This is a genomic window from Solwaraspora sp. WMMD1047, from assembly GCF_029626155.1.
Classification (GTDB): domain Bacteria; phylum Actinomycetota; class Actinomycetes; order Mycobacteriales; family Micromonosporaceae; genus WMMD1047.
Map to the genome: position 1 here is coordinate 212135 of NZ_JARUBL010000001.1, position 25777 is coordinate 237911.

General features: G+C 71.5%; 25 protein-coding genes. 16 read left to right on the forward strand and 9 right to left on the reverse strand.

The annotated features are described in order from the left end of the window. The first annotated feature begins 77 nt into the window (after positions 1–77). The 3 genes from O7627_RS00970 to O7627_RS00980 are packed head-to-tail and all read left to right on the forward strand — an operon-like array spanning position 78 to position 3797. Positions 78–1919 (forward strand): SCO2524 family protein, encoded by a 1842-nt coding sequence (locus tag O7627_RS00970; RefSeq protein ID WP_278091599.1) that lies wholly within the window; start codon positions 78–80, stop codon positions 1917–1919. Between the two features lies 1 nt (position 1920). Next, on the forward strand, positions 1921–2838 hold the full coding sequence (locus tag O7627_RS00975; protein ID WP_278091600.1) for an SCO2523 family variant P-loop protein: 918 nt from the start codon (positions 1921–1923) through the stop codon (positions 2836–2838). Then, positions 2835–3797 (forward strand): SCO2522 family protein, encoded by a 963-nt coding sequence (locus O7627_RS00980; RefSeq protein ID WP_278091601.1) that lies wholly within the window; start codon positions 2835–2837, stop codon positions 3795–3797. Before O7627_RS00975 ends, O7627_RS00980 begins: the two co-directional genes overlap by 4 nt. A 32-nt stretch (positions 3798–3829) precedes the next feature. Here O7627_RS00980 and O7627_RS00985 read toward each other — a convergent pair whose 3' ends face one another. Then, positions 3830–8182, reverse strand: coding sequence for a HEAT repeat domain-containing protein (locus tag O7627_RS00985; RefSeq protein WP_278091602.1), 4353 nt, complete (start codon positions 8180–8182; stop codon positions 3830–3832). A gap of 240 nt (positions 8183–8422) precedes the next feature. Here O7627_RS00985 and O7627_RS00990 point away from each other — a divergent pair, with 240 nt between their 5' ends. Then, positions 8423–9358 (forward strand): SCO2521 family protein, encoded by a 936-nt coding sequence (locus O7627_RS00990; protein ID WP_278091603.1) that lies wholly within the window; start codon positions 8423–8425, stop codon positions 9356–9358. Between the two features lie 9 nt (positions 9359–9367). Here the strand turns inward: O7627_RS00990 and O7627_RS00995 are convergent, their stop codons facing one another. The 4 genes from O7627_RS00995 to O7627_RS01010 all read right to left on the reverse strand — a co-directional run bounded on the left by O7627_RS00995 (position 9368) and on the right by O7627_RS01010 (position 11398). Continuing rightward, positions 9368–9778: a hypothetical protein gene (locus tag O7627_RS00995; protein WP_278091604.1), complete on the reverse strand. Its 411-nt coding sequence runs from the start codon at positions 9776–9778 to the stop codon at positions 9368–9370. Between the two features lie 28 nt (positions 9779–9806). Further along, complete coding sequence (locus O7627_RS01000) at positions 9807–10094, reverse strand: hypothetical protein (RefSeq protein WP_278091605.1); 288 nt, start codon at positions 10092–10094, stop codon at positions 9807–9809. Between the two features lie 93 nt (positions 10095–10187). Further along, positions 10188–10640 carry a large conductance mechanosensitive channel protein MscL gene (gene mscL, locus O7627_RS01005; protein ID WP_278091606.1) on the reverse strand — a complete coding sequence of 151 codons (453 nt, stop codon included), beginning with the start codon at positions 10638–10640 and terminating at the stop codon, positions 10188–10190. A gap of 65 nt (positions 10641–10705) precedes the next feature. Further along, entirely contained in the window at positions 10706–11398 is a 693-nt protein-coding gene (locus O7627_RS01010) for an FCD domain-containing protein (protein WP_278091607.1), read from the reverse strand. A gap of 128 nt (positions 11399–11526) precedes the next feature. Here O7627_RS01010 and O7627_RS01015 point away from each other — a divergent pair, with 128 nt between their 5' ends. Continuing rightward, positions 11527–12813 (forward strand): MFS transporter, encoded by a 1287-nt coding sequence (locus O7627_RS01015; RefSeq protein WP_278098104.1) that lies wholly within the window; start codon positions 11527–11529, stop codon positions 12811–12813. A 20-nt stretch (positions 12814–12833) separates the two neighbouring features. On the opposite strand, the gene O7627_RS01020 is transcribed toward O7627_RS01015, so the two are convergent. Further along, positions 12834–13190 carry an STAS domain-containing protein gene (locus O7627_RS01020; protein WP_278091608.1) on the reverse strand — a complete coding sequence of 119 codons (357 nt, stop codon included), beginning with the start codon at positions 13188–13190 and terminating at the stop codon, positions 12834–12836. Positions 13191–13348: 158 nt separating this feature from the next. On the opposite strand from O7627_RS01020, the gene O7627_RS01025 reads away from it, so the two are divergent. The 9 genes from O7627_RS01025 (at position 13349) to O7627_RS01065 (ending at position 21949) form a co-directional block, all read left to right on the forward strand. Further along, positions 13349–14221 (forward strand): STAS domain-containing protein, encoded by an 873-nt coding sequence (locus O7627_RS01025; protein WP_278091609.1) that lies wholly within the window; start codon positions 13349–13351, stop codon positions 14219–14221. Further along, the gene (locus O7627_RS01030) at positions 14221–14709 is read left to right on the forward strand and encodes an STAS domain-containing protein (protein WP_278091610.1); all 489 of its coding nucleotides are present in this window, start codon (positions 14221–14223) and stop codon (positions 14707–14709) included. The genes O7627_RS01025 and O7627_RS01030 overlap by 1 nt, the downstream gene beginning before the upstream one ends. Then, positions 14706–15125, forward strand: coding sequence for an anti-sigma regulatory factor (locus O7627_RS01035; protein WP_278098105.1), 420 nt, complete (start codon positions 14706–14708; stop codon positions 15123–15125). Before O7627_RS01030 ends, O7627_RS01035 begins: the two co-directional genes overlap by 4 nt. Further along, positions 15113–16150: a SpoIIE family protein phosphatase gene (locus O7627_RS01040; protein WP_278091611.1), complete on the forward strand. Its 1038-nt coding sequence runs from the start codon at positions 15113–15115 to the stop codon at positions 16148–16150. The genes O7627_RS01035 and O7627_RS01040 overlap by 13 nt, the downstream gene beginning before the upstream one ends. Then, the gene (locus O7627_RS01045) at positions 16147–17541 is read left to right on the forward strand and encodes a sensor histidine kinase (RefSeq protein ID WP_278091612.1); all 1395 of its coding nucleotides are present in this window, start codon (positions 16147–16149) and stop codon (positions 17539–17541) included. The genes O7627_RS01040 and O7627_RS01045 overlap by 4 nt, the downstream gene beginning before the upstream one ends. A gap of 2 nt (positions 17542–17543) precedes the next feature. Then, entirely contained in the window at positions 17544–19088 is a 1545-nt protein-coding gene (locus tag O7627_RS01050) for a fused response regulator/phosphatase (protein WP_278091613.1), read from the forward strand. Positions 19089–19155: 67 nt separating this feature from the next. After that, on the forward strand, positions 19156–19692 hold the full coding sequence (locus O7627_RS01055) for a PadR family transcriptional regulator (RefSeq protein WP_278091614.1): 537 nt from the start codon (positions 19156–19158) through the stop codon (positions 19690–19692). Further along, positions 19689–20390, forward strand: coding sequence for an ABC transporter ATP-binding protein (locus O7627_RS01060; RefSeq protein WP_278091615.1), 702 nt, complete (start codon positions 19689–19691; stop codon positions 20388–20390). Before O7627_RS01055 ends, O7627_RS01060 begins: the two co-directional genes overlap by 4 nt. Then, on the forward strand, positions 20387–21949 hold the full coding sequence (locus tag O7627_RS01065; RefSeq protein ID WP_278091616.1) for an FtsX-like permease family protein: 1563 nt from the start codon (positions 20387–20389) through the stop codon (positions 21947–21949). The genes O7627_RS01060 and O7627_RS01065 overlap by 4 nt, the downstream gene beginning before the upstream one ends. Positions 21950–21975: 26 nt before the next feature. On the opposite strand, the gene O7627_RS01070 is transcribed toward O7627_RS01065, so the two are convergent. Beyond that, positions 21976–22923 (reverse strand): DUF4352 domain-containing protein, encoded by a 948-nt coding sequence (locus O7627_RS01070; protein WP_278091617.1) that lies wholly within the window; start codon positions 22921–22923, stop codon positions 21976–21978. Positions 22924–23054: 131 nt separating this feature from the next. Here O7627_RS01070 and O7627_RS01075 point away from each other — a divergent pair, with 131 nt between their 5' ends. Continuing rightward, positions 23055–24002 (forward strand): threonine/serine dehydratase, encoded by a 948-nt coding sequence (locus tag O7627_RS01075; RefSeq protein ID WP_278091618.1) that lies wholly within the window; start codon positions 23055–23057, stop codon positions 24000–24002. An 18-nt stretch (positions 24003–24020) separates the two neighbouring features. Here the strand turns inward: O7627_RS01075 and O7627_RS01080 are convergent, their stop codons facing one another. After that, complete coding sequence (locus O7627_RS01080) at positions 24021–24227, reverse strand: DUF397 domain-containing protein (RefSeq protein WP_278091619.1); 207 nt, start codon at positions 24225–24227, stop codon at positions 24021–24023. A gap of 13 nt (positions 24228–24240) precedes the next feature. Then, a complete protein-coding gene (locus O7627_RS01085; protein ID WP_278091620.1) occupies positions 24241–25155 on the reverse strand; it encodes a helix-turn-helix transcriptional regulator in 915 nt (304 codons plus the stop codon). A 450-nt stretch (positions 25156–25605) separates the two neighbouring features. Here O7627_RS01085 and O7627_RS01090 point away from each other — a divergent pair, with 450 nt between their 5' ends. Continuing rightward, positions 25606–25773, forward strand: coding sequence for a hypothetical protein (locus O7627_RS01090; protein WP_278091621.1), 168 nt, complete (start codon positions 25606–25608; stop codon positions 25771–25773). Positions 25774–25777 lie beyond the last annotated feature (4 nt).

The window sequence follows — 25777 nt, forward strand, 5'->3', positions numbered from 1 at the left end:
CCGGCGTCCCAGCCACATAAACACGAGCGGCGCTCGCAGGTCAGACGGCGAAATCGGCGGATGGTGGTGCGCGAAAGATGAGGATTCGACCTCGTCAGGAGTTGTTGGAGATCTGGGCAGCCACCGTACGGGCGTCCTGGAAGGATGGTGCCTGGCAGTGGGGGGGACGGAACGAGCCGAACTCGATAAGTGATGCCGAGCAACTGCTCTGTCTCCTTCTCCCGGCCACCCAGGAAAGCACCTTCAAGATAGACAATCCGGATCAGACGGCCGAGGCGATGATCAGGGCGCTCCGCCCGCTCGGAAACGCCAGCCAGATCCCGCAGGTCTTGATCAGGGTGCTGACCGAGTACTTCCTCAGGTACACCGACGCTTCCGGTACGCCCGTATTTTCAGGTGGCTCGTATTTCCCCAGCGACGACGACGGCCCGCACCCCACCGAGCAGCAGTTGCAGCTGGACATCGTGGACTCCTTCGCGGTGTCGGTCACCCTCTCCCTGGCCACCATCGGTTTCGCGAAGGTCTTCCGGAACGCGGTCCGGCGGGAGGAGATCCACCGGGAGATCGCCACCTTGGAGGAGCTGGCCAGTGCCCGGCTGAGTGCGGCCATGGTCGGACTGCTCCGCAGCTTCGCGGTGAACGTCTTCGACCTCGACTCGCGTGAGGGACAGGCGCTGGTCCGCACCCTCAACCAGGACAACATGCCGCCGCGTCAGGTCGTCGCCAAGCTCCGCAAGGAACTGCTCGAGACGATCGCCAGCTTCCGCGAGGTCATGATCGGATCCGGCCAGGTCGCCGACCTGGAGAGCACGAGCCGGCTCTTCGAGTGCGGATGGTCCTGGGGGATCGTCCGGGACGCGCCGGAGGTGGAGAACACCGAACCGATCGGCGAGCAGCGTAAGGGTGTGGCGCCGGAGGAGCCGTACCTCTACTTCACCGTGATCGCGATCGACGCCATCGAGGACCTCTTCTCCGAACGCACCCGCGTCCTCGGTCTGCTCAACGAGGAGCAGCAACGGCTCGGCCGGGCGCTGCAACTGCGGTGGGAGCTGACCCGTACCTACTGGGCCACGGTCGCCACCTTCGGTGACGGCCACCGCTGGCCGCTCGAGGACATCCCGTGGCGCACCACCGACGAGGATTCCTCCGACTACTACACCCTGCTGGTCACCTCCCTCGCCGTGAAGGGTCTGGTGAGCGAGCGCGGCCGGGACGTCGAATTCGCCCGGGTCGGCGGCGTGCTGTTGGAACTGGCGAACCGGGCGCGGATCACCCGCCGTCCGGTCGACAATGATCCGGCCCTGAGCCTGCACGACCCCGGGGTCAGGTTGCGCCTGGTCGGCACCGAACAACTTGGCGAGCGGGGACTCCGCTGGCTGGTGAGCGAGTTCTCCGCGCTGCTGCTGCAGCGCACGTCCTTCATCGCCAGCCTGCTGAACGAGTCGAGCGAGCGGGCGCAACTGCTCGACCTCGCCGACCAGATCTGGGAGCACCTGGTCCGGCGGCGGTTGCAGGACGGCATCGGACGCCGCCTCTGGGACCAGCCGGATCAGGCTTTCTCCGAGGTCAAGGGCCACTACGACCATGTGTCGTGGTACTACACCGAGCGGGTGGTCCAGGCCCTGATCGCCACCGCGAAGATGCTCAAACGGGCGCCGTTGAGCAGTGAGAAGCTGGTCGAGATCGCGGTCGCCCTGCTGGCCGAGGCGGAACACCTGTACGACGTCGAGCTGCTCAACGGGGCGGCGGAGGCCGGACCGACCATCCAACAGCAACTGCAGATCATGCAGGTGAATCTGACCAGAGCGCGGGAGGTCGTCCAGGAGCGTCCCGGCACCTCGGTCGCGCTGGCCCAGCGGGTACTGCGGCTGCTCGACGAGATGACGATGGCCCGCCGTGACGTCGGGGAGGCCACCTGAGATGCTCGTCTTCGCCTCCTCCGACAAGGGTGGTACCGGCCGATCGGTGACCAGCAGCAACGTGCTCTACCGCAGTGCGTTGCAGGGTCTCGACGTGGGTTACCTCGACTTCGACTTCGGCTCGCCGACCGCCGGCACGATCTTCGCCATCGATTCGGTCTCGCACGGCACCACCCGGGGCGGTCTGCACAGATACCTGGACGGCTCGCTGGCCGAGCCGCACCGGCTGGAGGTATGGGCCGAGTCGCTCCGGCCGAGCCTGCGGGACCGACCGCCCGGCGCGGGTCGCCTGGTGCTGCTGCCCGGCGACAGCGGCGGCGGCGAGTTCCCGCACAACCGGGAGATGGTCGAGCGGTGCGCCCGGCTCTTCCTCCGGATGGAGGAGGAGTTCGATGTCACCCTGGTGGATCTGAGCGCCGGCCGGTCCTACGCCACCCAGATGGCCCTGGAAGCGACCGCGCTGCCCCAGATGAAGTCGGTGAAATCGCGCTGGCTGATCTTCCACCGTTGGACGCGGCAGCACATCTACGCCGCTTCCAGTCTGGTCTACAGTCCCAACGGGATTCTCGACAGCGGCGTGCAGCGGGGCCACCAGCTGGACGATCTCCGCAACGCGCTGCGGTTCGTCCGGACCGCGTACGTCGACCCGGACTCGCCCGAGCTGGCCGGACTGCAACCGGCCCAGGTGGCGTGGTTGCGGGAGTGCAACCGCGACCTGCTCAACCTCGCCAGCGAGAGCCGGGTCGGCCGGACCGTGCTGCTGGGAACGGTCCCGCACGACCCGGTGCTGCAGTGGCAGGAGCAGTTGATCTCGGACAACGACGTGTACGCCCGGAAGATCGCCAATCTGGGCACCGTCGAGGCCTTCTCCGAACTGGCCAAACGCATCGCGGACGACTCGGCCTGGGAGACGCTGTGACCAAACAGGACGTGACCTTCGAGGAGTCCGCGGCGCGGCGGGGAGTGGAGTCCGTCCCGCTGTCGCACCTCTCGATCGAGCTCGGTCATCTCTACATCGAGGAGTTCGCCGGCGGGCCGGAGCAGCTGCGTCGGCACTTCGCCCGGGTGGCGCCCTGGGTTACCGCGGCCCGCCAGATGGCCGCGGATCGGCTCCCGGGTGGCCGGGTCCGGATCAGCACCTGCTTCCTGATCGACGACTACTTCACCCGGTTCAGCACCCCGCGAGGGGTGCTCGACCAGTTGCTGGAGGCGATCGAGGGCACCGGCCTGGTGATCGACTACTTCGCCCGGGAGGCCGGCTGCGCGCAGGCCGACGACATCCCGCTTGCCGAACTGGCGCTCGGCCAACTCGTCTCCGACCCGGTGCCGGAGACGACCGGCGAGCGACCACCGGTCACCGAGACCGGATGGCTGTGCAACGGCAAGCGGTCGCCGGTCTCCGGCCCGGCGCAGGCGATGAGCCCGCACAGCGACTGGCTGCCGCCGATCCAGAACGCCGCGAACCGGCACTCGATCTTCCTCGACGTCGAGCTCTGGGACTATGAGGACGACGGCACCCGCCGGTGGTCCTGCCCGTTCCTCGCAGCGGTCTGGCAACTGATGCGGCTGGGCCTGCTGCGTCACCAGGGGGAAGGCGTCACCAGCGCCTATCAGGTCGAGGACTGGCCGGACGACTGGGACAAGATGCCGGCGGTCGTCAAGCTGAACCCGCGGGCCGCGCCGTTCAGCGCGTACCGGACCTTCTCGGTGCTCGGATCGCGGTTCCTGCCGATCGAGCATGCGGTGCGGACCATCCTCAGCCAGGTCTCGATCGACCCGGCCGTGCTGGATCAGATCCACACCCGCAGCCGCGCCGAACACGTCGACCTGCCGAAGGACCTGGTCGAGCGGGTCGAGTACGCGTTCGTCGGAGACTGAGCCGACCGGCCGGCCGACGACCGCCCAGCCGGTCACGGCCGGACGTCCGGCAGGTGGTCCGGGTCGGCCCCGGGTAGCCAGGTCAGCGCCTGGGCGGCGAGCCGGCGGAACTCGGGGTCGGCGTCGGTGCCGGCCAACTCCGCCAGCAGCGTCCGGGTCTGCCGGTCGGTGCCGAACTGGGTGCCGAGGACCCGGACCGTGGCGGCCCGGACCGACCAGTCCCGGTCCTGGAGGCGTTCGACGAAGAGGCTGCGGACCTCGGGGTGGGCCGCGAGTCGTTCGCCGAGTACCCGAAGGACCTCCCGGCGGACCTGGACGTCGGGGTCGTGGCCGGCCCGCTCGATGAGCAGCTCACGGACGTGCCGGTCGGCGCCGAACCACTCGCCGAGAATGGCGACCGAGACGCAGCGGATCGTCGCGTCGTCACCGGTCGCCCGGGCGACGAGCACCTCGCACTGCTCGATGTCGGTGCCGTGGTGGGCCGCGAGCTTGACGGCGGCCTCCCGGACCAGATCGGGGTCCGGGTCGACGCGGACCCGGTCGATCAGGAGTTCGCGCACCGGGGGATCGACGCCGAAGTGCCTGACCAGCAGCCGGACCGCGGCGAGTCGAACCCGGGCGTTGCCGTCCCGGAGCCGGTCGGCGAGGAGTTGGTAGCTGACCCCGGTGGAGCCGGTGATCTTCAGCAGGGTCGCCGCGGCGTACCCGAAAACCCCGTCGTCACTGTCGGTGCGGGCCAGGTCGTCGAGGACGCCCGGGACCAGGTCCGGGTCGCCGGCCGCGGCTACCGCCCGCAGGGCGGCGAGCCGGACCGCCGGGTCGCTGTCGGCCCGGGCGCGTTCCGCCACCACGACCGGAATGGCCGGGTTGCTGCCGAGGCTGGCGGCCAGCGCCCGCACGGCGGCGAGCCGGACCGCCGGGTCGGCGTCGTCGCGGGCCAGATCGGCGAGTACGTCGCAGACGGCCGGGTCCATCCCGACCCGGTCCACGAGCGCCTGCGCGGCGACCAGCCGGACCCGGGCGTCGGCGTCCTGCCGGGCCAACTCGCCGAGTACGTCGCCGACCGACGGCGCGACACCGATCTGATCGGCAAGTGCCTCGGCGGAGAGCAGTCGAACGTCGGCGTCCCGGTCGGTGCGGGCGGTGGCGGTCAGCAGCGCGACGAGCGGCTGGTCCTGGTCGTAGTGATCGGTGAGCATCCGCAGGGCGGTCCGTCGGACGACCTCGTCGCGGTCGGTGCGGCTGCGTTCGATCAGCAGGTCGCGGAGCTTGCCGTCGGGGCCGAACCGTTCCACCAGGCAGCGGCCGGCGGCGCGGAGCACCCCGGCGTCGCCATCTTTCTGGACCCGGTCGATAAGCAGCGCACGCACCTGGCCGTCAGTGCCGAGACGCTCGCCGAGGACCCGGACGGCGGTGCGGCGGGCCAGCCCGTCGACGTTGCGGCGGGCGCAGTCGATCAGCAGGTCGCGGACTTCGCGGGTGGCGCCGAACCGTTCCACGAGCGCGTGGGTGGCGGCCCGGGTCACCTCCGGGTCGTGGTCGGTGCCGAGACACTCCAGCAGCACGGCGCGGAGCTCGTCGTCGCCACCGTACCGGTCGCCGAGCGCCTGCACCGCCGCCCGGCGTACGCCGGGGTGCCGGTCGGCGTTGACCCGTTCGACCAGGAGCGCCCGGACCTGCTGTTCGCCGGGAAAACGTTCCTCCAGCGCCTGCACGGCGGCGAGCCGGACCCCCGGGTAGAGGTCGGCGCGGGCCCGTTCCACCAGGAGCTCCAGGGCCTGCGGATCGGTGCCGAACCGTTCGCCCAGCGCGCGCACGGCGGCCAGCCGGACCCCCGCGTGCCGGTCGGCGCGGGCCCGCTTGACCAGCCGGGTCCGGGCCCGGGAGGCGGCGGCCTGATGCGCCGGACTGTCCACGACGGTGGTGGCCAGCTGTGCGACCTCCGCCAACCCGGCGACCGACGCGTACGAGGCGGGGCTGTCGTTGAGTTCGCCGAGCACCTCGTCGAAGAGGTCGTCGATCCGCTCGGCCGGTGCCGACAGCATCGCCGCCAGCCGGGCCGCGTGCGCCGACACCGGCGACCAGACCACCCGTACCCCCCGCCGCCGGTACCAGGACAGGTAGACCTGCCGGCCCGGCCAGGCCGGGCCGATCGCCTTCGCCGAGGGCAGGATCTCCTCCTCGATCAGCGCCGCGGTTTCCCGGTCGTCGATCGACACGCAGTGCTCCAGCAGCAGGATGAGTTGCCGCAGCAGCGACTCGGCGGGCTCGGCGACGTCGGCGTGCGGATTGCGCACCTCGGCCAGGCACTGCACCGCCAGCGCCAGGTTCCACGGGGGCGGCGCGAAGCCCTCCGGCGGCCAGGGCTGGTTCACCTCGTGGGTGAGCAGCCGGATCAGGCGGGCGGTGTGCCGTTCGTGCAGCGCGCCGGCGAGCAGCCGGAGCACCTCCCGCCAGGACAGGTCGGCCCAGTGCCGGCGGAACAGTTCGGTGATCTCGTCCATGGTGATCACCTGGTCGTGCTCGAACTTGGCGAGGACCGCGTCGGCGCAGAAGAACTCCAGGAACGTGCGGTGCACGAAGCCGTACAGGTGGGGGCCGTACCGGCTGAGGATGAAGTTCCGCTCCCGGAACTGATTGATCATGAGATGGGCGACCGACCGGGCGGTTGCCGGCTCCTGCTGGTACCGCTCGGTCAGGTACTGCTCGAAAACCTCGCTGAGCTCCTCACGCGCGATGTAGTTGGCGGTCAGCCCGCGCTCGGCCGACTGCATCCGGTACGCCAGCCGGCGCAGCAGTTCCTTCTTGTCCTCGGTGTCGAGGAACTCCAGGCTGCTGTTCTCCTCGCGCAGGTGCCGGTTCACGTCCCACTGCTCGACCAGCACGGTGGCCGCGTGGTCGTAGAGCTTCCAGCGTTCCTGCGGCAGTGGTTGGTGCTTGCCGATGATGGCCAGGATGGTCAGCAGCAGCGGGTTGCCGGCCAGTTCCCGGATGGCGTGCGAGTGTCGCATCGCGTCCAGCAGCCGGGCACACCGGATCTGGGCATCCTGCGGCCGGTCGTGGATGGCCAGCCGATACCAGCTCGTCAGGAAGTCGGCGGTCTGCGCCTCGTTGAGATCCTGCAGGGTGTAGTGGGTGAACCCGACCTCGGTGAGAATTCGGCGGGAGTAGCCGATGATCCGCGAGGTGACGATCACCCGCACCTGCGGGTACATCGCCGTGAAGCCGGCGATCTGACCGGCCACCTCCTCCCGGCGCCGCCGGTCGAACACCTCGTCCAGCCCGTCGAAGATCACCACGGCCCGGCCGCCGAGGCTCAGGTGCCGCAGCAGCGCCGCGCGCTCCACCCCGAGTCCGTCGGTGCCGGCCCGGTGGTCCAGGTAGTCCAGGAAGCTCTGGCACCGGCCCTCGGCCGCCATGGTCACGTACGACCGCAGTTCGATCAGCAGCGGCAGGTGGTCGGCGAGCACCGCGAGCCGCTCGTCGGTGTGTCCGCCGGCCAACGCCAGCGCGATGTACCGGGTGGCGGTCGACTTGCCGGCGCCCGGGTCGCCGAGCAGCACGATGGCCCGCCGCTCCGGCGCCCCCAACACGTCGAAGAGCCGCTGCACCGGCCGGGCCTGGTACGACTCGGTCAGGTGGACCAGCTCGTCGGCGTCCACCTGCTCGGGCACGTCCTCGGTGCCGAGGTGCCCGTCGGCCCGCATCCGATGCAGCAGCTCGCGGGGCAGCTCCACCGGTGGCGGATCCTCCCGCACCGACTGCTCGACGAAGACCGAGGTCAACCTGATCTGCAGGTACTCCTCGTTCTGGGCCGGGGTCAGCGCATCCAGGTCGAGCACGCCGTACTGCTGGCGCAGCCGGATGTAGTACTGCTTGAGGGTGTCCGGGCTGAGCGCGTGCAGCCCCTGGCCGGGCCAGCCGGTGTCGGCCAGGCAGTTGGCCACCGCCGCCGTCACCAGCGCCGCCAGGTCCGCCGCGTCGGAGAAGATGCTGCACATGTGCCGGTCGGCCAGCTCCGCCCGCAGCGCCTCGATCCGGTCGGCGTCGGCACCGCGGTCGACGACGTTGCGCGGCCAGGGCGCGTCCTCACTGAGGAGGAAGATCAGGCACTGCTTTCCGCCGGCCAGTGCTTCCCGATACTCCAGTTCCGTGATCGACTGATCGAATCCCGGTGGGACAAATCCGTACCGCCAGGCGAAAATGCCGATGTAGACGTCGCAATCGCGAACATCGGCCAGGCAGCGTTCCAGGGGTCGCCGATCTTCCGCCACATAGGATTCCATCGCCATGTCCTCGACCCGCAGCCGGCGCAGGGCGAGCTGGACCGCGGCGCGACACTCCTGCAGATCCCGAAAAGTGGCTGACACATAGACCTTGGTCACGGCGGCTCCTTGGCGGCGTGAGCGGCACGTGACGCCACCGTAGCAATGCGACGCAAGAAGCAATTGTCAGTTTGTGGCACCTCGACGATCGCACTTCGGTCGACGGCAGGTCCGATCGGATGACGCGCGGCCGCCGTGGCGCGTTTGCGCCGGGCACCGATGATGGGATGAAATCATCCGATCGGAGCGGTCGGCGGCGAGTGTGCCGCGGGTGGCCGAGCGGGTTTCGGTGGAGGTGCCATGCTGACGATGGGCGAGGTCCACACCGGACTGCTGCAGAACTCCGGCCCGCTGTCGCTGGACCGGACCGTGAAGCTGCTCGACGTCATGGTGGGGCAGCGGGTACGCCGCTCCGAGCGGCCGATCGCGTACGCGGTCTCGCCGGACCAGTTCACCGGGGTCGACTGCCGGCTGCCGAGCGCGTCGGGGCGGGTGTCCCGGGGGGTCGGCACGGTGGTCTCGCACGCCGCGATGACCGGCGGGCACGTGCTGCAGGGCTCCAGCTACACCAGGGTCGACCGGGCGGCCGCGAACCGCCGACTGGTCTGGTCGCACTATCTCTCCCGGCCCGGGCAGATCGAGGCGATCGGTAAGGTGGACGCCCGGGACATGGCGGCCGGGTTCCTGACCGCCGGGTACCAGCCGCAGACACTCAACCTCGGCTCGATCAGCAACCGGGTGATGGACACCGTACAGAATTCGTCGGGGCTCGACCGCCGGTCGCCGTTCCGGACCCAGCGGACCCGGCTGCGGTGGGTGGTCCTGCCGGCGCCCGAACCGTCGGCCGAGGCGCGCGGCACGTTCCGGGTGGAGGCGAACGGGCTGCGCACCATCGAGCTGGTCGCGGGGCAGGACGACGGACACGCGATCGTCGAGCTCTGCGAGGACCTGGCGCTGCACGACTGGCTGTTGACCACGCTGCTGTCGCTCATCGAGTTCAGCCTGACCGGTCCCGGCACCCGGACGCAGAAGATCCACCGGCTCCGCCCGGCGATCGACTGCCTGCTGCACCTGTGGATGCCGGCGGCCCGGCTCGACGAGTCGGTGCTGCCGGTCTGGCAGGACCTCGAACGGCGGCCGGGCTTCACCCGGCAGTGGCAGACCTCGGTGAACCGGATCCGGGACCAGGTCACGCTGAGCACCATCGCGCTGCTGGAGGAGGCGCCGGTCGCCTGACGGTGCCGCTCAGTGCCGGGTGGCGAGCCCGGCCCGGGTGACGGTCAGCTCCACCGTGTCCGGGCTGATCTCGCCGATCTGGTCCGGTGCGACGTAGAAGTCGCCGCTCGGCGCGAAGCCGCTGGCGGCCAGCCGGTTGCCGGAGCCGGTACCGGCGGCGGTGACCCGGAGATAGCCGGAGCGCAGCAGCCGGGCTGCGAGATCCGGCGACACCTCGGGCTCGTCGCCGGATTCGGTGTGCGGCACCCGGTCGCTGAGCACCCCGGCACCGTCCGGCGGGTCCTGGGCGGTCGCCGCGTACGGGTCACCGAGGGCCACCGCGGTGACCCGGCCGACGTCCTCGCCGGCCGCGTCGAGCACCCGCATCCCGGTGGCGATCTGATCGAGCGGGATCGGGCGGCGGTCGCGTTCGGTGTGCATGTCTGTCCGGTTCCCCGGCCCGCTGGCGCTAAACGTCGGGCCGACCCTCGCCGCCGGCCGGCGGCCCGGACCTGTCGACCGCCGGCGGGGTCGGCCGGCCGGCGGAGAGCTCCCGCCAGTTGTCCGGCCCCACCAGCAGCCCCTTCATCATTTCGTACGCCTCGTCCTCGCCGTCGAACTCGTAGTAGCGGGAGATCCCCTCCGCGCCGCCCGCCCGCTGTTCCACGTGCCATCGGTCCGCGTCGGCGCGCAGGTAGACGTCACGCCGGGCGAGCCGTCCCCACTTGCCGTTCCACCAGTGCTTTCGCTGCTCCATGGTGGGACCCTATCGAACATGCGTTCGAGTAGGTTGGGTGGGTGATCATGGGTCTGATCAGGCGATTCGTCCCTTCGACCCGCGGCCGTCCGGTCATCCCCGGTGCGGCGGCGGGTAGTCCCGGGGCCGCTGCGGCGCGTCCGGGTTCCGGTCGCCGGAGAGGCCGCCGGCCAGCAGCGCGTCGCGGATCTCGGTGAGCAGCTTGACCTCCTCGCTCGGCGCGGCCGGCGGCGGCTCCTCGCCCCGGCGACGCCGCTCGGCCAGCTTGTTCATCGGCAGCACCACCAGGAAGTAGAGCACGGCGGCGGTGAGGACGAAGGTGATCACGGAGTTGATGAACGCGGCCCAGTCGTACTTCACCCCGGTCACCGGCTCCCAGGCGCCGGCGTTGACCCCGCTGCCACCGCTGATCAGCTTGATCGTGGGTTCGAGGAACGACTTGGTGAGCTGACTGACCACGGTGGTGAAGGCCGCGCCGATCACGATGCCGACCGCGAGGTCGACCACGTTGCCGCGCATGATGAAGTCTTTGAATCCCTTGAGCATCCCTGTCTCCGGAGGGTGGGGGTGAGCCGGTCGGCGGGAGCGCCGGCGGAGCTGTCCGCGACAACCTATTCCCCGGCGGGCGCTTCGAGAAAAGCGCCGGCCTCGTGGGCCGCCGCGTCGGCGTCGCCGGCCCGGATCGCCTCGACCAGCCGACCGTGGTCGACGTACCGCTCGGGCCGCAGCTCTTCCCCCATCGCGTCGGCCACGCTGGCCCGCAGCGCGGTGCCGAACGAGGCGTAGAGCTCGGCCAGCATGGTGTTGTGCGCGGCGGCCACGACGGCGACGTGCAACGCGGTGTCGGCGGCCACGAACTCGGCAACGCGACCCGATCGCCAGGCGGCCTCCCGGTGGGCGAGCGCGCGGTCGAGCGCGACCAGATCCTCGGGGGTACGCCGCCGCGCGGCCAGCCGCGCCCCCTCCACCTCGAAGGCTCGGCGTACCTCGATCGTCTCGGTGGCCTGGGCGGCCGAGAGTCGGCGGGTGACGGCCCCGGCCAGTTCGTCGGTGGAGATCACGTAGGTGCCGGAGCCCTGCCGGCACTCCAGCACGCCCGCGTGCACCAGGGCCCGGACCGCCTCCCGGACGGTGTTGCGTCCGACGCCGAGCGCCTCGACCAGCTGCGGTTCGGTCGGGATCTTGGTGCCGAGTGGCCAGTCGCCCGCGTCGAGCCGGGCGCGCAGCTCGTCGATCACCTGGCGAACCAGGGTCTGCCGGGCCGGTGGGCGGGCGCCGGGCCGGTCGGTGGCCGGGGGTGTCATCGGTTACATCACCCCATCAAAAATCATCCCATGATTGTAGAGTCGAGCGAGTGACCCCGCCACCCCCTGCCCTGCTGACCGGACCCCGCTCGACGACCACCAGCCGACCCGCCGAGGCTCCCGCCACCCTGTCGGCCCCCGCGCCGCCGGCCCCCGCGCCGCCGGCCGCGTCTGGCTCGGCGGCGGCTCCGGCGCCGCCCCGCGACTCGGCGGCGACCCGGCGCGGGGGTCTGCTCGTCCTGGTCGGCATGCTGCTGGTGGCGGTCAACCTGCGTACCGCGATGACCAGCCTCGGCGCGCTGCTCGACGAGGTCCGCACCGGCCTGCAGCTCTCCGGCGCGATGGCCGGCCTGGTCACCACGATGCCGGCGATCGCCTTCGCCGTCTTCGGCGCCCTGACGCCGTGGCTGGTCCGGCGGTTCTCGCCGGCCCGGGTGCTGGTGGTGGCGATGGCCGCGCTCACCGTCGGGCAGGGGCTCCGGGTGCTCGTCGGCGGATCGGTCACCTTCATCGCCACCAGCGCACTGGCCCTGGCCGGCATCGCGGTCGCCAACATCCTGCTGCCGATGCTCGTCAAGCAGTACTTCCCGGGCCGCGCCGGGCTGGTCACCGGGGCGTACATGATGGCCCTGACCGCGGGCGCCACGGTGGCCGCCGCGGCGGCGGTCCCGGTGGCCCACGCCTTCGGATCGTGGCGGGCCGGGCTCGGCGTCTGGGCCGGGCTGGCGGCGCTGGCCGTACTCCCGTGGCTGCCGCTGGCCCTGCGGCGCGGCGCCGGCCGGCGGACCGGGGGTCCGGCGGCGGCCGGCCGGCTCCTGGTCCGGCCCGCGCGGACCCGGCTCGGGTGGGCGATGGCCATCTACTTCGGCACCCAGTCGCTCGGCGGCTACGCCGTGATGGGCTGGCTGGCCCAGCTGTTCCGCGACGCCGGGTACAGCCCGCGCGACGCCGGTCTGCTGCTGGCCGCCGTGACCGCGCTCGGGGTGCCGATCGCGCTCGTCATGCCGGCGGTGGTGCACCGGCTGCGGACGCTACGGCCGCTGGTGCTGATCCTGTCGGCGGCGCTTGTCGTCGCGTACCTCGGGTTGGCCCTGGCGCCGCGTGGGGCGGCGGCGGCCTGGGTGGGGCTGCTGGCGGTCGGACACGGGGCGTTCCCGTTGATCCTGGCCGCGATCGGGCTGCGGACCCGGACGGCCGAGGGGACCGTGGCGCTCTCCGCCTTCGCCCAGAGCACCGGGTACGCCATCGCGGCGCTGGGACCACTGCTTGTCGGCATCCTCTACGAGGCAACCGCCGGTTGGGCGGTGCCGATCGGATTCCTCATCGTGGCGCTGGCGGTGCAGACCGCCGCCGGACTGGAGATCGCCCGACCACGATTCGTCGAGGACGACCCACGCGCGGTCACCAATCGGTGACCGGCTGGCGCGGGCGACGGCTAGGACGAGGCCGGATTCGGCTCGGCGGCGACCGCCTCATCCACCGTCGGATAGGTCTGAAGCACCTCGACCAGGCCGCTGACCTCGAGGATCCGCAGCACGCCGCGCTGCGGAGCGGCCAACCGGACCTCGCCGCCGGCCTCGTCGCAGCTGTTCTTCGCCCGGACGAACACCGACAGGCCGGTCGAGTCGCAGAACGAGACCTCGGTCAGGTCGAAGACCAGCCGGCTCCGGCCCTTGTCCAGCAGGTCCGTGATCTGGTCCTGCAGCTGCGGCGCGGTGGCCATGTCGAGCTCGCCCGCAACCGAGACGACGACCACGTCACCGCGTTGTTCCGTGTGCACTGTCAGGGACATTCTCGACCTCCTGGTATTGCACGAACCGTACTCCACGGTGCCATCGGATCGCCGGTCGGGAGCGGGGGTGGCCTGGGCCATTCCTTTGCCTTGAGACAACTAGTCCATGGGCGCGCGGTGATAGAGTCCGGCGCGGCCCGAGCTAGGGGAGGTACACGGTGGCGTTGGACGCGGATGAGAGTAACCGGTTGACGGCGTTGCTGGCGCGGCACGGTGATCGGATCGTCGAACGCTGGACCGACGGCGTCGCGGCCTCGCTACGCGGGCGGCTCAGCCGGGCAGAACTCCAGCAGCAGATCAGCGAGCTGTGTGACGCGCTCCGGTCGGCCGCCAGGGACGGAATCGTGCTCGACAGCGACGATTCGACCGAGTTGCGGGCGGTGCTCGCGGAGCTGAGCCGGCACCGGGCGCGACAGGGCTTCTCGGCCACCGAGACGGCGATCAGCGTCTTCGCGCTCAAGCGGGCGCTGCTCGACGTGCTGGACGACGACCGGGAGGGCGGCGGCAACGCCCAGGACGCCCTGCGGGACTTCGTCGCCTTCTCCGGCCTGATCGACGAACTCGGGCTCTACACCTTCGAGGCGTACGCCAAGGCCCGCGAGGAGCTGATCGCCGACCAGGCGGAGCAGCTGCTGGAACTCTCCACGCCCGTGGTGAAGCTCTGGGAGGGAGTCGTCGCGGTGCCGCTGGTCGGCACGCTCGACTCGGCCCGCGCCCAGGTGGTGATGGAACGGCTGCTGCAGACCCTCGTCGACACCGGCTCGCCGTACGCGATCATCGACATCACCGGCGTCCCGGCGGTGGACACCCAGGTCGCCCAGCACATCCTGAAGACCGTGGTGGCGGCCCGCCTGATGGGCGCCGAGTGCGTCATCTCCGGCATCCGGCCGCAGATCGCCCAGACCATCGTGGCGCTCGGCATCGAGTTCGGCGACATCGCGACCAAGGCCAGCCTGGCGGACGCGCTGCGGCACGCGCTACGGGTCATCGGCGTCGAAACCGCGCGCCGCGCCGCCCGCCGGGACGCCTGATGGACCGGGTGCCGGTCCTGAAGATCGGCGACATCCTGCTGGTCAGCATCCAGGTGGACCTGGAGGACCAGACGGCCCTGCAACTGCAGGAGGATCTGGCGGACCGGATCGTCGCCACCGGCTGTCACGGGGTGATCATCGACATCAGCGCGATGGACATCGTCGACTCGTTCATCGGGCGGATGCTCTCCACCATCGCCTCGATCTCCCGGGTGCTCGACGCCGAGACGGTGGTGGTCGGCATGCGGCCCGCCGTCGCCATCACGCTTGTCGAGCTCGGGCTCTCGCTCAACGGCATCCGGACGGCGCTCAACGTCGAGCGGGGCATGGACCTGATCGCGGCGGCCCGGACTGAGGCGGAGGGCGGGCACGCCGACGAGGCGGCCGAGGACCCGCCACCCTGGCTGGCCGACCGGCCCGGGTCCGGATCCTCGAATACTGGTGGCACGGCACCGGATGCGGGGCCGTGGGCGGCGACCAAGCCATGATGGCCGGGCTCGACGTCGGCCGGCCGCAGACGCAGACGATCACCGCGGACCAGGATGTGGTCCGGGTCCGTCAACTGGTCCGTACCGTCGCGGTCGCCGTCAAGCTCTCCCTGGTCGACCAGACGAAACTCGTCACCGCCGCCAGCGAACTCGCCCGCAACACCCTGGTGTACGGCGGCGGGGGCGCGGTCGAGGTGAGCACGGTCAGCACCGACCGCCGCAAGGGCGTCCGGATCGTCTTCGTCGACGAGGGACCGGGGATCGCCGACCTCGACCTCGCCCTCAGTGACGGCTACACCACCGGCGGCGGGCTGGGGCTCGGGCTGAGTGGGGCGCGTAGGCTGGTTGACGAGTTCGACATCGAGACGGCGGTGGGCCGAGGCACCCGCGTCACGGTGACCAAATGGTCCCGATGAGCGGAGCGCCCGTGCTGGAATCCGACCAGGTCAGCGACAGCGGGACGTGGTTCCGGGTCGAGGTGACGAGCGCGGCCAGCGCGGTCCGGCGGGCCGCCGAGCGGCTCGCCGCCCAACTCAACCTCGGCGAGCAGCGCACCGCCGACCTGGCCATCGTCGCGGCGGAGCTCGCCAGCAACCTGGTCAAGCACGCCGACGAAGGACTGCTGCTGCTTCGCCCGGTCCGGGCCGACGAGCAGGCCGGTGTGGAACTGATCGCCATCGACACCGGCCCCGGGATGATCGACATGGATCGGTCGGCGACCGACGGACACTCCACCGCGGGCACCCTCGGCATCGGTCTCGGCGCCATCGTCCGGCAGGCCAGCTGGTTCGACGCCCACTCCGTCCCGAACCGGGGCACCACGCTCGCCGTGCAGATCTGGCCGGAAACGCCGCCGAAGCCGTTCTGGGCGGCCGGAGTCAACCGGCCGCTGGCCGGTGAGGCGGTCAGCGGTGACGGGTTCGCCAGCCGGATCCGCGACGGCCGGCACCAGGTACTGCTCTGTGACGGACTCGGTCACGGCCCACTCGCGGCGGCCGCCACCGCCGCCGCGCTGAACGCGTTCCGGGCCGCCCCGACGGCGCCGCCGGCCGAGGTGGTCGAACACCTGCACCGGTCGATCCGGCACACCAGAGGAGCCGCGCTCGCGGTGGCCGAACTCGACGTCCCGGCGGCCGTGGTCCGGTTCGCCGGCCTCGGCAACATCGCCGGGGCCGTGCTGGAAGGCGAGGACCGGCGGGGGATGGTCTCGCTGCCCGGCATCGCCGGCCACCAGCGCCGGACCGTGCGGGAATATCAGTATCCGCTCCGGCCGGGCAGCACCGTCGTCATGCACAGCGACGGGGTGACCGATCGGTGGCGACCGGCCGACTATCCCGGGCTGCTCGGCCGGGCGCCGGTGCTGCTGGCGGCCACCGTGCTCCGGGACGCCGGAATCCGCCGGGACGACGCCTGTGTGCTCGCGGCGAGGGCACCGACATGACCGACCGACTCGGCCAGCCCGAGTCGCTGATGCGGATGGCGTTGCGCGTCGAACACGACATCTTCCTGATCCGGCAGCGGGCCCGGGAGGTGGCGGCGGCGGTCGGTCTGGAGCACCAGGACCAGATCCGGATCGCCACCGCGCTCAGCGAGGTCGCCCGCCAACTGCTTGTCGACGCGGGCGGCGCCGAGGTGGACTTCCGCGCCGTCGCGGGCGACCAGCCACGGCTGCAGGTCGAGCTGACGACCCCGGTGCCGGTGCCGCCCACCACGCTGTCGACCGGTCCGGCGGTCGCCGTCGCGCGGCTGGTGGACCAACTCCACATTCAGGACGTCGGGCAGGCTACGGTCGTACAGATGTCCAGACGCATTCCGCCCAGTGCCGAACCGGTGACCGGTGAACGGTTGGCGCGGCTGCGTACCGAATTGACCGAGAGCCGTCCGACGGCTCCGCTCGACGAGCTGTCCGCGCAGAACTCCCAGCTCATCGCGGCACTCGACGAGGCCCGCCGGCACCGGGACGAACTGGCCCGCCTGAACGCGGAGCTGACCGAGACCAACCAGGGCGTGCTGGCGCTCTACAGCCAGCTCTCCGAGGAGCTGGAGGAGACCAACCGGGGCGTGGTGGCCCTCTACGCGGAGCTGGACGAGAAGTCCGCCCAGCTCCGGGCGGCCAGCGAGGCGAAGAGCCGGTTCCTGGCCAACGTCAGCCACGAACTGCGCGCGCCGGTGACCGCGATCCTGGGTCTGGGTCGGCTACTCACCGACTCGGCCTCCGACCCACTCACCGAGGAGCAGAGCCGGCAGGTCGACCTGATCCGCAACTCGGCGGCGGACCTGCTCACCCTCGTCAACGACCTGCTGGACCTGGCCAAGGCGGAGTCCGGCCGGATCGAGCCGGCCTGGACGGAGGTGGACCTGCGGGTGGTCTTCGGTCAGCTCCGGGGGACGCTGCGGGCCCTGGAAACCAAGGCCCGGCTGGTGGTCGAGGAACCGCCACCCGGGTCCGTACTCCGCTCCGACGAGGTGCTGCTCTCCCGCGTCCTGCGTAACCTGCTGCACAACGGCTTGAAATTCACCGAGCGCGGCGAGGTCCGGATGGTGGCGGAGCGGGACGGCGGATTCTGGCGGATCTCGGTCCACGACACCGGGGTGGGCATCCCGACGAAACTGCAGGACCGGATCTTCGAGGAGTTCTACCAGGCGCCGGGGGGCGGTCGTTCCGCCGGCACGGGCCTCGGCCTGCCGTACGCGCGGCAGCTCGCCACCCTGCTCGGCGGCGCCCTGGAGGTCACGAGCGAGGTCGGTGCGGGCAGCACGTTCGTGGTCACCCTGCCGATCGGCGGCGTACCGGCCGCGGCGGCGGCCGATCGGCCCGAAGGCGGGGGATAGCCGTGGACTCTCCGGCGACGGTGCTGGTGGTCGACGACAGCGCGACCAAGCGGTACCTGCTTGTCAACTGGTTGACCCGGGCCGGCTTCGAGGTGATCGAGGCGGAGACCGGCACCGAGGCGCTGGCCCGGGTCGCCGACACCAGGATCGACCTGGTCGTCCTCGATGTCCGGCTGCCCGACATCAACGGCTTCGAGGTCTGCGAACGGATCAAGTCCGACCCGGTCCACTCCGCCCTGCCGGTCATCCACGTCTCGGCGCACGCCGTCGACGTCCGGGATCGCACCCAGGGGCTGGCCCGAGGCGCGGACGCCTACCTCGCCGAGCCGATCGAACCCGAGGAGCTGGTCGCCACCACCCAGGCGGTGCTGCGCTACTACCGGGCCCGGCTGCGGGCCGAGCTGCTCGCCGAGCGGCTGGCCCGGCTCGCCGACACCACCCTCGCGGTCAACTCGGCCCCGAACTTCGGCCAGATGCTGGAGTTGGCCGCGGCCGGCGCGTCGAAGATCTTCCGTACCCCGGCGGCGGTGGTCGCCGAGACCTTCGACGGCGACTGCCTCGCCGGGATCTCCGCCGGCCCCGACGCCACCCCCGCGGTCCAGGAGTGGATCGTCGACGACACCGGCGTGCCGGTGGGCTCGACGTTGCGCGAGGAGCGGCCGGCGGGCTGGGCGCTCGTCGACTGGCCGGCCGAGGAGGAGCGCCTGACGGTCGCGGCGGCCCGGCTGCGACCGGACCGTGCTCCGCTCTACGTGGTGGTGCCGGCCAGCGTGCAGACGCCGGGCTCGCCGGTGCTGGTGCAGTTGGCGCAGGCGGTGGCTGCCGCGATCGAGGCGCAGCGGTCGTTCGACGAGGAGCACCGGATCGCGGTCACCCTGCAGCGCAGCCTGCTGCCGCAGCGGATTCCGCAGATCGTCGGCCTGGACCTGGCGGTGCGGTACGAACCGGCCAGCGCGCAGAGCGAGGTGGGCGGCGACTTCTACGAGCTGGTGATGCTCGACGGCCACCTGCTGGTGGCGATCGGTGACGTGGCCGGGCACTCGCTGCACGCCGCCACGGTGATGGCCGAGATCCGGCACACCGTGCGGGCGTACGCGGTCGAGGGCCACCAGCCGGGCGCCGTGCTGGAACGGGTGGACCTGCTGATGCGTACGCTGCTCCCCGGTGAGCTGGCGACCGTCTGTGTGGCGCTGCTGCACCCGCCGACCGGGCGGATCCGGATGGCCAGCGCCGGCCACCTGCCGCCACTGATCGTGCAGGACGGCAAGGTGGAGCTGATCGAGCACCGGGCCCCGCTGCTCGGCGTGAAGGCCGCCCGGCCGCCGGACCGGGAGTTCGTGCTGCCGCCCGGGGCGACACTCGTGCTCTACACCGACGGCCTGATCGAGCGGCGGGACGCCGACATCGACGAGGGCCTGCGCGCGCTGACCGGCTGCGCGGCGACGGTCGACGACGACCTGGACCGGTTCTGCGAGCGGTTGGTGGTCGAGCTCGCCCCACCGGAGATCCAGGACGACGTGGCCGTCCTCGCCCTCCGCCGCCGCTGACCGATCCGATTTCGACTCACCGGTGGAGACTTGACCGCAGCTATTCTCTTGATGAATAGTTGCTCGGGTGTCCACCGCCAACATCCTGTTGGGCCTGCTCGCCACCGGCCCGCAACACGGCTACCAGCTCAAACGCGCGCACGACGAGCGCCTGCCCCGGGCCAAGCCGGTCCCGTTCGGCCAGGTCTACGCCACCCTGGGCCGGCTGGAGCGGGACGGGCTGGTCGAGCCGACCGGCCGCGACCGGGACGGCGGACCGGACCGCACCTGGTACGCCGTCACCGACCGCGGCCGACAGGCGTTGGACGGTTGGCTCGGCAGCGTGGAGCCGCCAGTGCCGTACGTGACGAGCGCGCTCTTCGCGAAGGTGGTCGTCGCCCTGCTGGTCGCCGACGAGCAGCTGGCCCGCGACTACCTGATCGCCCAGCGGCGGGCGCACACCGAGCGGCTGCGCGAGCTGACCGCCGTGAAGACCGATCCGGCGGCGAGCCTCGGCGAGGTCGTCGCCGCCGACTTCGCCATCGGCCATCTCGACGCGGACCTGCGGTGGTTGCAGACCACCCTGGACCGGGTCGCCGACTGGCACCGGGAGGTGCACTCATGACCCTGTTGACGGCCCGCGCACTGGTCAAGTCGTACGGTCACACGCCCGCGCTGCGCGGCGTGACGCTCGACGTGCCGGAGGGCGAGATCCTCGCCGTCACCGGCCCGAGCGGCTGCGGCAAGTCCACCCTGCTGCACTGCCTGGCCGGCATCGTGCGTCCCGACGCCGGCGAGGTGCACTACGCCGGGCACCGGATCGACACCTGGTCCGAGTCGGCCCGGTCCCGGCTGCGCCGGGGCGACTTCGGGGTGCTGTTCCAGTTCGGCCAGCTGGTCGCCGAGCTGACCGCGGCGGAGAACGTCGCGCTGCCGCTGCTACTCGCCGGCACGGGGCGGCGAGCAGCGCGGACGGCGGCGCTCTCCTGGCTGGACCGGCTCGGGGTGGCCGACCAGGCGGACAACCGACCGGGGGAGATGTCCGGCGGCCAGCAGCAGCGCTGCGCGGTCGCCCGGGCACTGATCACCGAACCCCGGGTGCTCTTCGCCGACGAGCCGACCGGGGCGCTGGACACCCTCACCGGTGAGCAGGTCCTCGGCCACCTGGTGCGGATCGCCCGCGAGCAGCGGACCACCGTCATCCTGGTCACCCACGAGGCGCGGGTGGCCGGCTACGCCGACCGCGAGGTGCTGCTCCGGGACGGCACGGTCGACCCGACCGGGCTCGGCCTCGGCGCGCCCGTGGCGGGCCGCGTCCAATGAAGATCACCACCCTGGTACGGCTGGCGCTGGCCGGCACCCGGACCGACACCCTGCGGGTGCTGCTCACCGGGTTCAGTGCCGCCCTGGCCGCCCTGGTACTGCTGGCCGCGTTCACCGTGCTCGCCATCCCGACCCCGCCGCTCGATCCGGAGAACTGGACCGCCAACCACTCGACGCACTACACCTTCAACCTGCTGATCGAACCAGGTTTGCGGCCCGGACTGGCGATCACGCTGCTGCTGTTCAGCATCCCGGTGCTCGCCCTGGCCGGACAGTGTGCCCGGCTGGGCGCCCCGGCCCGGGACCGCCGGCTGGCCGCGATCCGGCTGGCCGGCGCCACCCCCGGCCAGGCGGTCGCCGTCGCCGCTACCGAGACCGGGCTGGCCAGCCTGCTCGGCGCGGCGGCCGGTCTCGGTGCCTATCTACTCGGCCGGCAGCTGCTGCACCGTCCAACCGCGGACGGTCGGCTCCCGCTGCCGACCGACGTCCTGCCGGCGCCGCCGGTGCTGGTCGCGGTGGTCCTCGGGCTGCCGCTGGTGGCAGGACTCGCCGCCGCGCTCCTACTGCGCCGGGTCGCGCTGACCCCGGCCGGCGTGGTCCGCCGGGTGCGGCGTACGGGTTCGCCGGGCTGGTGGCCGGGGCTGCTGATCGCCATCGGCCTGGGCACCTTCGCCGGCCTGGAGCCGGCCCTGCGCTGGCTCGGCGAACGCGGTGCGTCGGTCCCCGGCGCGTTGCTGGCGCTCATCCTGCTGGTCGGTGGCCTGGTGGCGATGATCGGGGTGGTGCTCGGGACCGGCTGGATCTCGTACACCGCCGGCCGGATCCTGCACCGGTACGCCCGCCGGCCGGCGACCCTGCTGGCCGCCCGGCGGCTCACCGACGATCCGTGGTCAGGCAGCAGGGTCTTCGCGGCGCTGCTGGCCTGCGTGGTCTTCGGGGCGGGTGCGATCGCCGCCCGGGCTCATTTCGTCACGAGCAACCGGGCGGATGCGCAGCGGCAACGGATGTCCGAGATCGCCGACGGGGTCGCGCCGGGGACCTACGCGTGGTCGAATCCGTTCTACCTGCAGACGATCGACCTGATCGACGTCGCGGTGCTGGTGGCCCTGGTGATCGCCGCCGGTGGTCTGGTGGTGATGCTCGCCGAGCAGATCGTCTCCCGGCGCTGGACGTACGCCTCGCTGGTGGCCACCGGGGTGCCGCGCGGCGTCATCGGCCGGGCCATCCTCTGGCAGGCGGTGACCCCGATGCTGCCGGCGATCCTGGTCGCCCTCGCGGTCGGCAGCGCGCTGTCCCGGGGCTACCTCGGCGACGTGCAGAGCGGGGGCGGGTCGACGGAGTTCTGCGACGCGGACGCGGCGGTCTGCGCCGATCCGGTCGCCCGGCAGCCGTACCTGCGGATCGTCGAGGACCCGGTGGTCTGGCACGCTGTCGACCTGGCGATCGGCCGGCTGGCGGTCTTCGGCGCCGGTGCGTTCGGCGCGGTGCTGGTCACGGTCGCGATCGGCCTGCTCTTCCTGCGGCCGAGCACGGCGGTGGAGGAACTGCGGGTCGCCTGACGGCGGCGGAGCCTGCCCGGTCGGGCTCAGTCGGTGCGGACCAGGACGCCGCGCGAGCCGGCGGTGGCGTGCAGCCGCAGCCGGACGATCCGGGAGTCCCGGGGGATGTCGTAGACCACCGCCCCGGCCTGGTCGGTGCCCGGCCCGATCTCGTCGAGCGCTCCGGGCTGGTCGGCGTTGGCCAGCATGCTGGCGGTGCTGTCCGCGCCGTACGCCTCGCCGCCCGGTCCGTAGGCCCGCTGCAGGCCGTCGGTGAACGAGCCTGGGGCGCTGCCGAGGTTACGCACGGTCAACTCGGCCACGCAGAACTGCCCCAGCGCAGCCTGGTTGACGAACGGATCGCCCACGCTGTCGTAGCCGCACTCGACCTGGTGCACCCGGAACTCCAGGTCGCCGTCGCGGGCCGGCTGGTTCAGTCCGACGGTCCGATCGGTCCGGTCGCGGATCTCGCGGTAGATGTCCTCGCCCCAGGTCAGGGCGACGATCGCCGTCGCGACGCAGCAGCAGGAGAGGAGCATCGCCGCGAGGCCGAGGATCAGCCAAAGCCGGCGGTTCGGCAGGCCGGCCCGGGGCTCCTCGGCCGGCTGCCGACCTGGGTCGCCGGCCGGCTGGTCGGCCAGCCAGGGCGGGAACGGCGGCCAGTGCGGGGGCGAGCCCGTCGGGGCGCCCTCGTACGGTGCCGGTCCCGCGGCGGCGCCGCCGTACGAGGTGGGATCGGCCGCGGCGCCGCCGAGCGGGGGTGCGGTGACCGGCGTCTCCGGAGTCGACCAGGCCGGCGGCGGGGTCTGCGGCGTGGACCAGACCGGCGGTTCGGGTGGCGGCTCGGGCGGCGGTTCGTCGATCGAGTGGCCGGCGGCCGGGTCGGCCGTCGGCTCCTGGCTCGGTCCGACCGGCGGCGGCGGGTCCACCGACCAGTCCCACGGCTGTGCGTGGGGCTGCTCTGGACCACTCTCGGCCCGGTCGGGCGTGGTCATCGTGGCCCCCGAATGCTGTCGTTACTCAGGCGAATACTACTTTTTGTGGCCTTTGTCCGGGTGAAGATGGCCGACAAGCATCGCCACCCCCACTGGCCGGTGCCGGGCGGCGCGGGCGGCAGGATGATCGGATGGATCTGGTACACCTCGACGACGTCCGGGCGGCGGCGGCCGACCTCGCCGGCCGGATCGTCCGGACCCCGCTGCTGCCCTGCCCCTGGGACGACGAGTTGCTGCTCAAACCGGAGAGCCTGCAGCCGGTCGGCTCGTTCAAGCTGCGCGGCGCGACGCACGCCATCGCCCGGCTCGACCCGGATCGCCGGGCCCTCGGCGTGGTCACCCACTCGTCCGGCAACCACGGCCAGGCGCTCGCCTACGCGGCCCGGCAGGCCGGAGTGCCGTGCACGGTGGTGATCCCGGCCGGCGCGCCCGAGATCAAAATCGATCAGGTCCGGGCGTACGGCGCCGAGGTGCTGATCGTCCCGCCGGCCGAGCGGCTGCCGGCCGCCGAACGGATCGTCGCCGAGCGCGGCCGCACGCTCATCCCACCCTTCGACGACCGCCGGATCATCGCGGGTCAGGGCACCGTCGGGCTGGAGATCGCCGAGGACCTGCCCGACGTCGAGGTGGTGCTGGTGCCGGTCGGGGGTGGCGGACTCGCCTCCGGAGTCGCGACCGCGGTCAAGGCGCTGCGGCCGGGCACCGCCGTCTACGGGGTCGAGCCCGAGTACGCCGCCGACGCCCGCGAGTCGCTCACCACCGGCGAGCTGGTGGCCTGGGGGGTCGACCGGACCTACCGGACCAGCGCCGACGGGCTGCGGACCAACCTGTCCGCGCTCACCTTCGCCCACCTGCGGGAGCGGCTGGACGGCATCGTCACCGTGACCGAGGAGCAGATCGTCGCAGCGATGGCCCGGCTGGTGCGGCGTACCCGATTGGTCGTAGAGCCGAGCGGCGCCGTGGCCACCGCCGCCCGCATCTTCCGCGCGCCCGACCTACCCACGGGTCGGACGGTCGCGGTGGTCACCGGCGGGAACGTCGACCCAGCCGTCCTGGCCACTGCCGCCACCGACGGCTGAATCAGTGGCGACCAGCCGTTACCCGGTGGCCTTTCCGTCCTTGATGGACGCGGTGAAGGCCACCCAGGCTGCGGGGCTGAAGGTCAGCACCGGACCCGAAGGCTCCTTGCTGTCTCGTACGGGCACCAGCCCGGGAAGGTTCCGGGCGACCTCGACGCACTGGCTGTTGGCGTCACTGCGGGTGCTCTTGCGCCATTCGGCGTCGGAGAGGTCCATCGCCGGCATCCTTCCCTCGGGTCTACCCCAGGTCCCTGGCGATGGCAGCGATCAGGTCGCGGGACTTGCTCGCGCTGAGCGCCGCCGCGTGCAGGTGGGTGTATGTCAGCGTAACCCGCCGCATGTCGTCCTCGCGTTCGAGATAGGCGTCACCGGCCTGACTTACGACATAGGCGACGGGACTGTGGACGTCCTCGGGGAACTCCAGGATCGAGAACGAGCCGATCGCGCCGGGATGCCAACCTTCACCGAACGGGACGACCTGTAGCTCGATGTTCGGCCGCTTGCTCAGGTCGATCAGGTGGCGGAGTTGGGCGCGCATGACCTCTGCGCCGCCGGTGCGCCGATGTAGCACGCCCTCGTCGACGATGCCCCAGAACTTCAGCGGCGGGTCCTCGGTCAGGCATGCCTGCCGCGCCATCCGCAGTTCTACCCGCCGGCGGACTTCGTCCTCCTGACCGGGCCATGCGGCGCTGGTGATCGCGTGGGCGTACTCCTCGGTCTGAAGCAGTCCGGGCACGACCGCCAGCTCGAAGTTCTTCACCTCGACGGCGGCGCCTTCCAGTCCGACGTACATGCTGTAGTTGCTGGGCAGTTGGCCGTACTTGGCCCACCAGCCCCGCTGCTTGCCCTGCTGTTGCAGGTCGAAGATGGTGAGGCGACGCTGCTCGTCGGTGATCCCATAGCGGTCGAGCATGACGATGAGATCGCCACGATTGATGCCGACGTCGCCGGCCTCAAGTTTGTAGATCTTCGACTCGCTGCAGGCGAGGACCTCGGCGATCTCGATCTGGGTGATCCTCGCTGCCTCGCGGGCGGCCTTGATCTGCCTGCCGAGTTGCCATCGGGCGATGGTCGGACCGCTTGCTCTGGGCACGTCAGATCCCTTCTCCAGCCAGTAGATGCGCAGTCTTCCTTTCTTGACTGAGGCGGGCAAGCCGCCGCACCAAGACCATCGAACTTACTGGAAGAAACTTACACTGAACTCTTGAGCCCGGAAGAGTGTCGTGCCACTCTGTACTCGTCCGATGCCGCTGGGTGGATCCGAGATCCCTGGCGGTAGCGGTGCAAGACCCGGCGGGGAGCGGCTGCTCGGTCAGGTGTCAGCTCGCCGCTTCCCGCCGGGGCAGGGTTGCCCGTACCTCGCGAAGGGATTGCTCATGGCGTCGCTTGGTGCCCTGCTCGGCGTGGCCCTGCTGGGCTTCGCGGCTGGGCTGTTCAGCTTCCGGGTCAAGTCCCCACGGTGTCCAAGGTGCGGCGAAAACACCGCTCCACCCACCGACTGGCAGCGTCCCGCGTGACCGCCCCCCGGCCGACCTCGGGGCGGGTCAATTGTGATCAGCGGGGACCGCAGTCTGTGTCCTGGGAGCCGACACAGGGAGGCTCGGTGAGCCTGTTGGACGAGCTGACCGTTCAGGTGCGCTTCTACCAGGCCATGCACGAGCTGGCGATATTGGCTTGGAGCAAGGGTTTGACGGTCGAGGCGCTGTTGACGCTGGCAGAGCTGGTCGACCCACTGGCGGAGGCGGCCACCGTGCCGTGCGGCGGCGAGTGACGGT

What these genes read in the sequence shown, in the direction of transcription:
- O7627_RS01060 (WP_278091615.1), top strand. Translation starts at nt 19,689, where the DNA reads ATGACCCTGTTGACGGCCCGCGCACTGGTCAAGTCGTACGGTCACACG.
- O7627_RS01000 (WP_278091605.1), bottom strand. Translation starts at nt 10,094, where the DNA reads ATGGAGCAGCGAAAGCACTGGTGGAACGGCAAGTGGGGACGGCTCGCC.
- O7627_RS00970 (WP_278091599.1), top strand. Translation starts at nt 78, where the DNA reads ATGAGGATTCGACCTCGTCAGGAGTTGTTGGAGATCTGGGCAGCCACC.
- O7627_RS01035 (WP_278098105.1), top strand. Translation starts at nt 14,706, where the DNA reads ATGATGGCCGGGCTCGACGTCGGCCGGCCGCAGACGCAGACGATCACC.
- O7627_RS01040 (WP_278091611.1), top strand. Translation starts at nt 15,113, where the DNA reads ATGGTCCCGATGAGCGGAGCGCCCGTGCTGGAATCCGACCAGGTCAGC.
- O7627_RS01065 (WP_278091616.1), top strand. Translation starts at nt 20,387, where the DNA reads ATGAAGATCACCACCCTGGTACGGCTGGCGCTGGCCGGCACCCGGACC.
- O7627_RS01030 (WP_278091610.1), top strand. Translation starts at nt 14,221, where the DNA reads ATGGACCGGGTGCCGGTCCTGAAGATCGGCGACATCCTGCTGGTCAGC.
- O7627_RS00990 (WP_278091603.1), top strand. Translation starts at nt 8,423, where the DNA reads ATGCTGACGATGGGCGAGGTCCACACCGGACTGCTGCAGAACTCCGGC.
- O7627_RS01080 (WP_278091619.1), bottom strand. Translation starts at nt 24,227, where the DNA reads ATGCCGGCGATGGACCTCTCCGACGCCGAATGGCGCAAGAGCACCCGC.
- O7627_RS01020 (WP_278091608.1), bottom strand. Translation starts at nt 13,190, where the DNA reads ATGTCCCTGACAGTGCACACGGAACAACGCGGTGACGTGGTCGTCGTC.
- O7627_RS00975 (WP_278091600.1), top strand. Translation starts at nt 1,921, where the DNA reads ATGCTCGTCTTCGCCTCCTCCGACAAGGGTGGTACCGGCCGATCGGTG.
- O7627_RS00995 (WP_278091604.1), bottom strand. Translation starts at nt 9,778, where the DNA reads ATGCACACCGAACGCGACCGCCGCCCGATCCCGCTCGATCAGATCGCC.
- O7627_RS01010 (WP_278091607.1), bottom strand. Translation starts at nt 11,398, where the DNA reads ATGACACCCCCGGCCACCGACCGGCCCGGCGCCCGCCCACCGGCCCGG.
- O7627_RS01075 (WP_278091618.1), top strand. Translation starts at nt 23,055, where the DNA reads ATGGATCTGGTACACCTCGACGACGTCCGGGCGGCGGCGGCCGACCTC.
- O7627_RS01070 (WP_278091617.1), bottom strand. Translation starts at nt 22,923, where the DNA reads ATGACCACGCCCGACCGGGCCGAGAGTGGTCCAGAGCAGCCCCACGCA.
- mscL (WP_278091606.1), bottom strand. Translation starts at nt 10,640, where the DNA reads ATGCTCAAGGGATTCAAAGACTTCATCATGCGCGGCAACGTGGTCGAC.
- O7627_RS01045 (WP_278091612.1), top strand. Translation starts at nt 16,147, where the DNA reads ATGACCGACCGACTCGGCCAGCCCGAGTCGCTGATGCGGATGGCGTTG.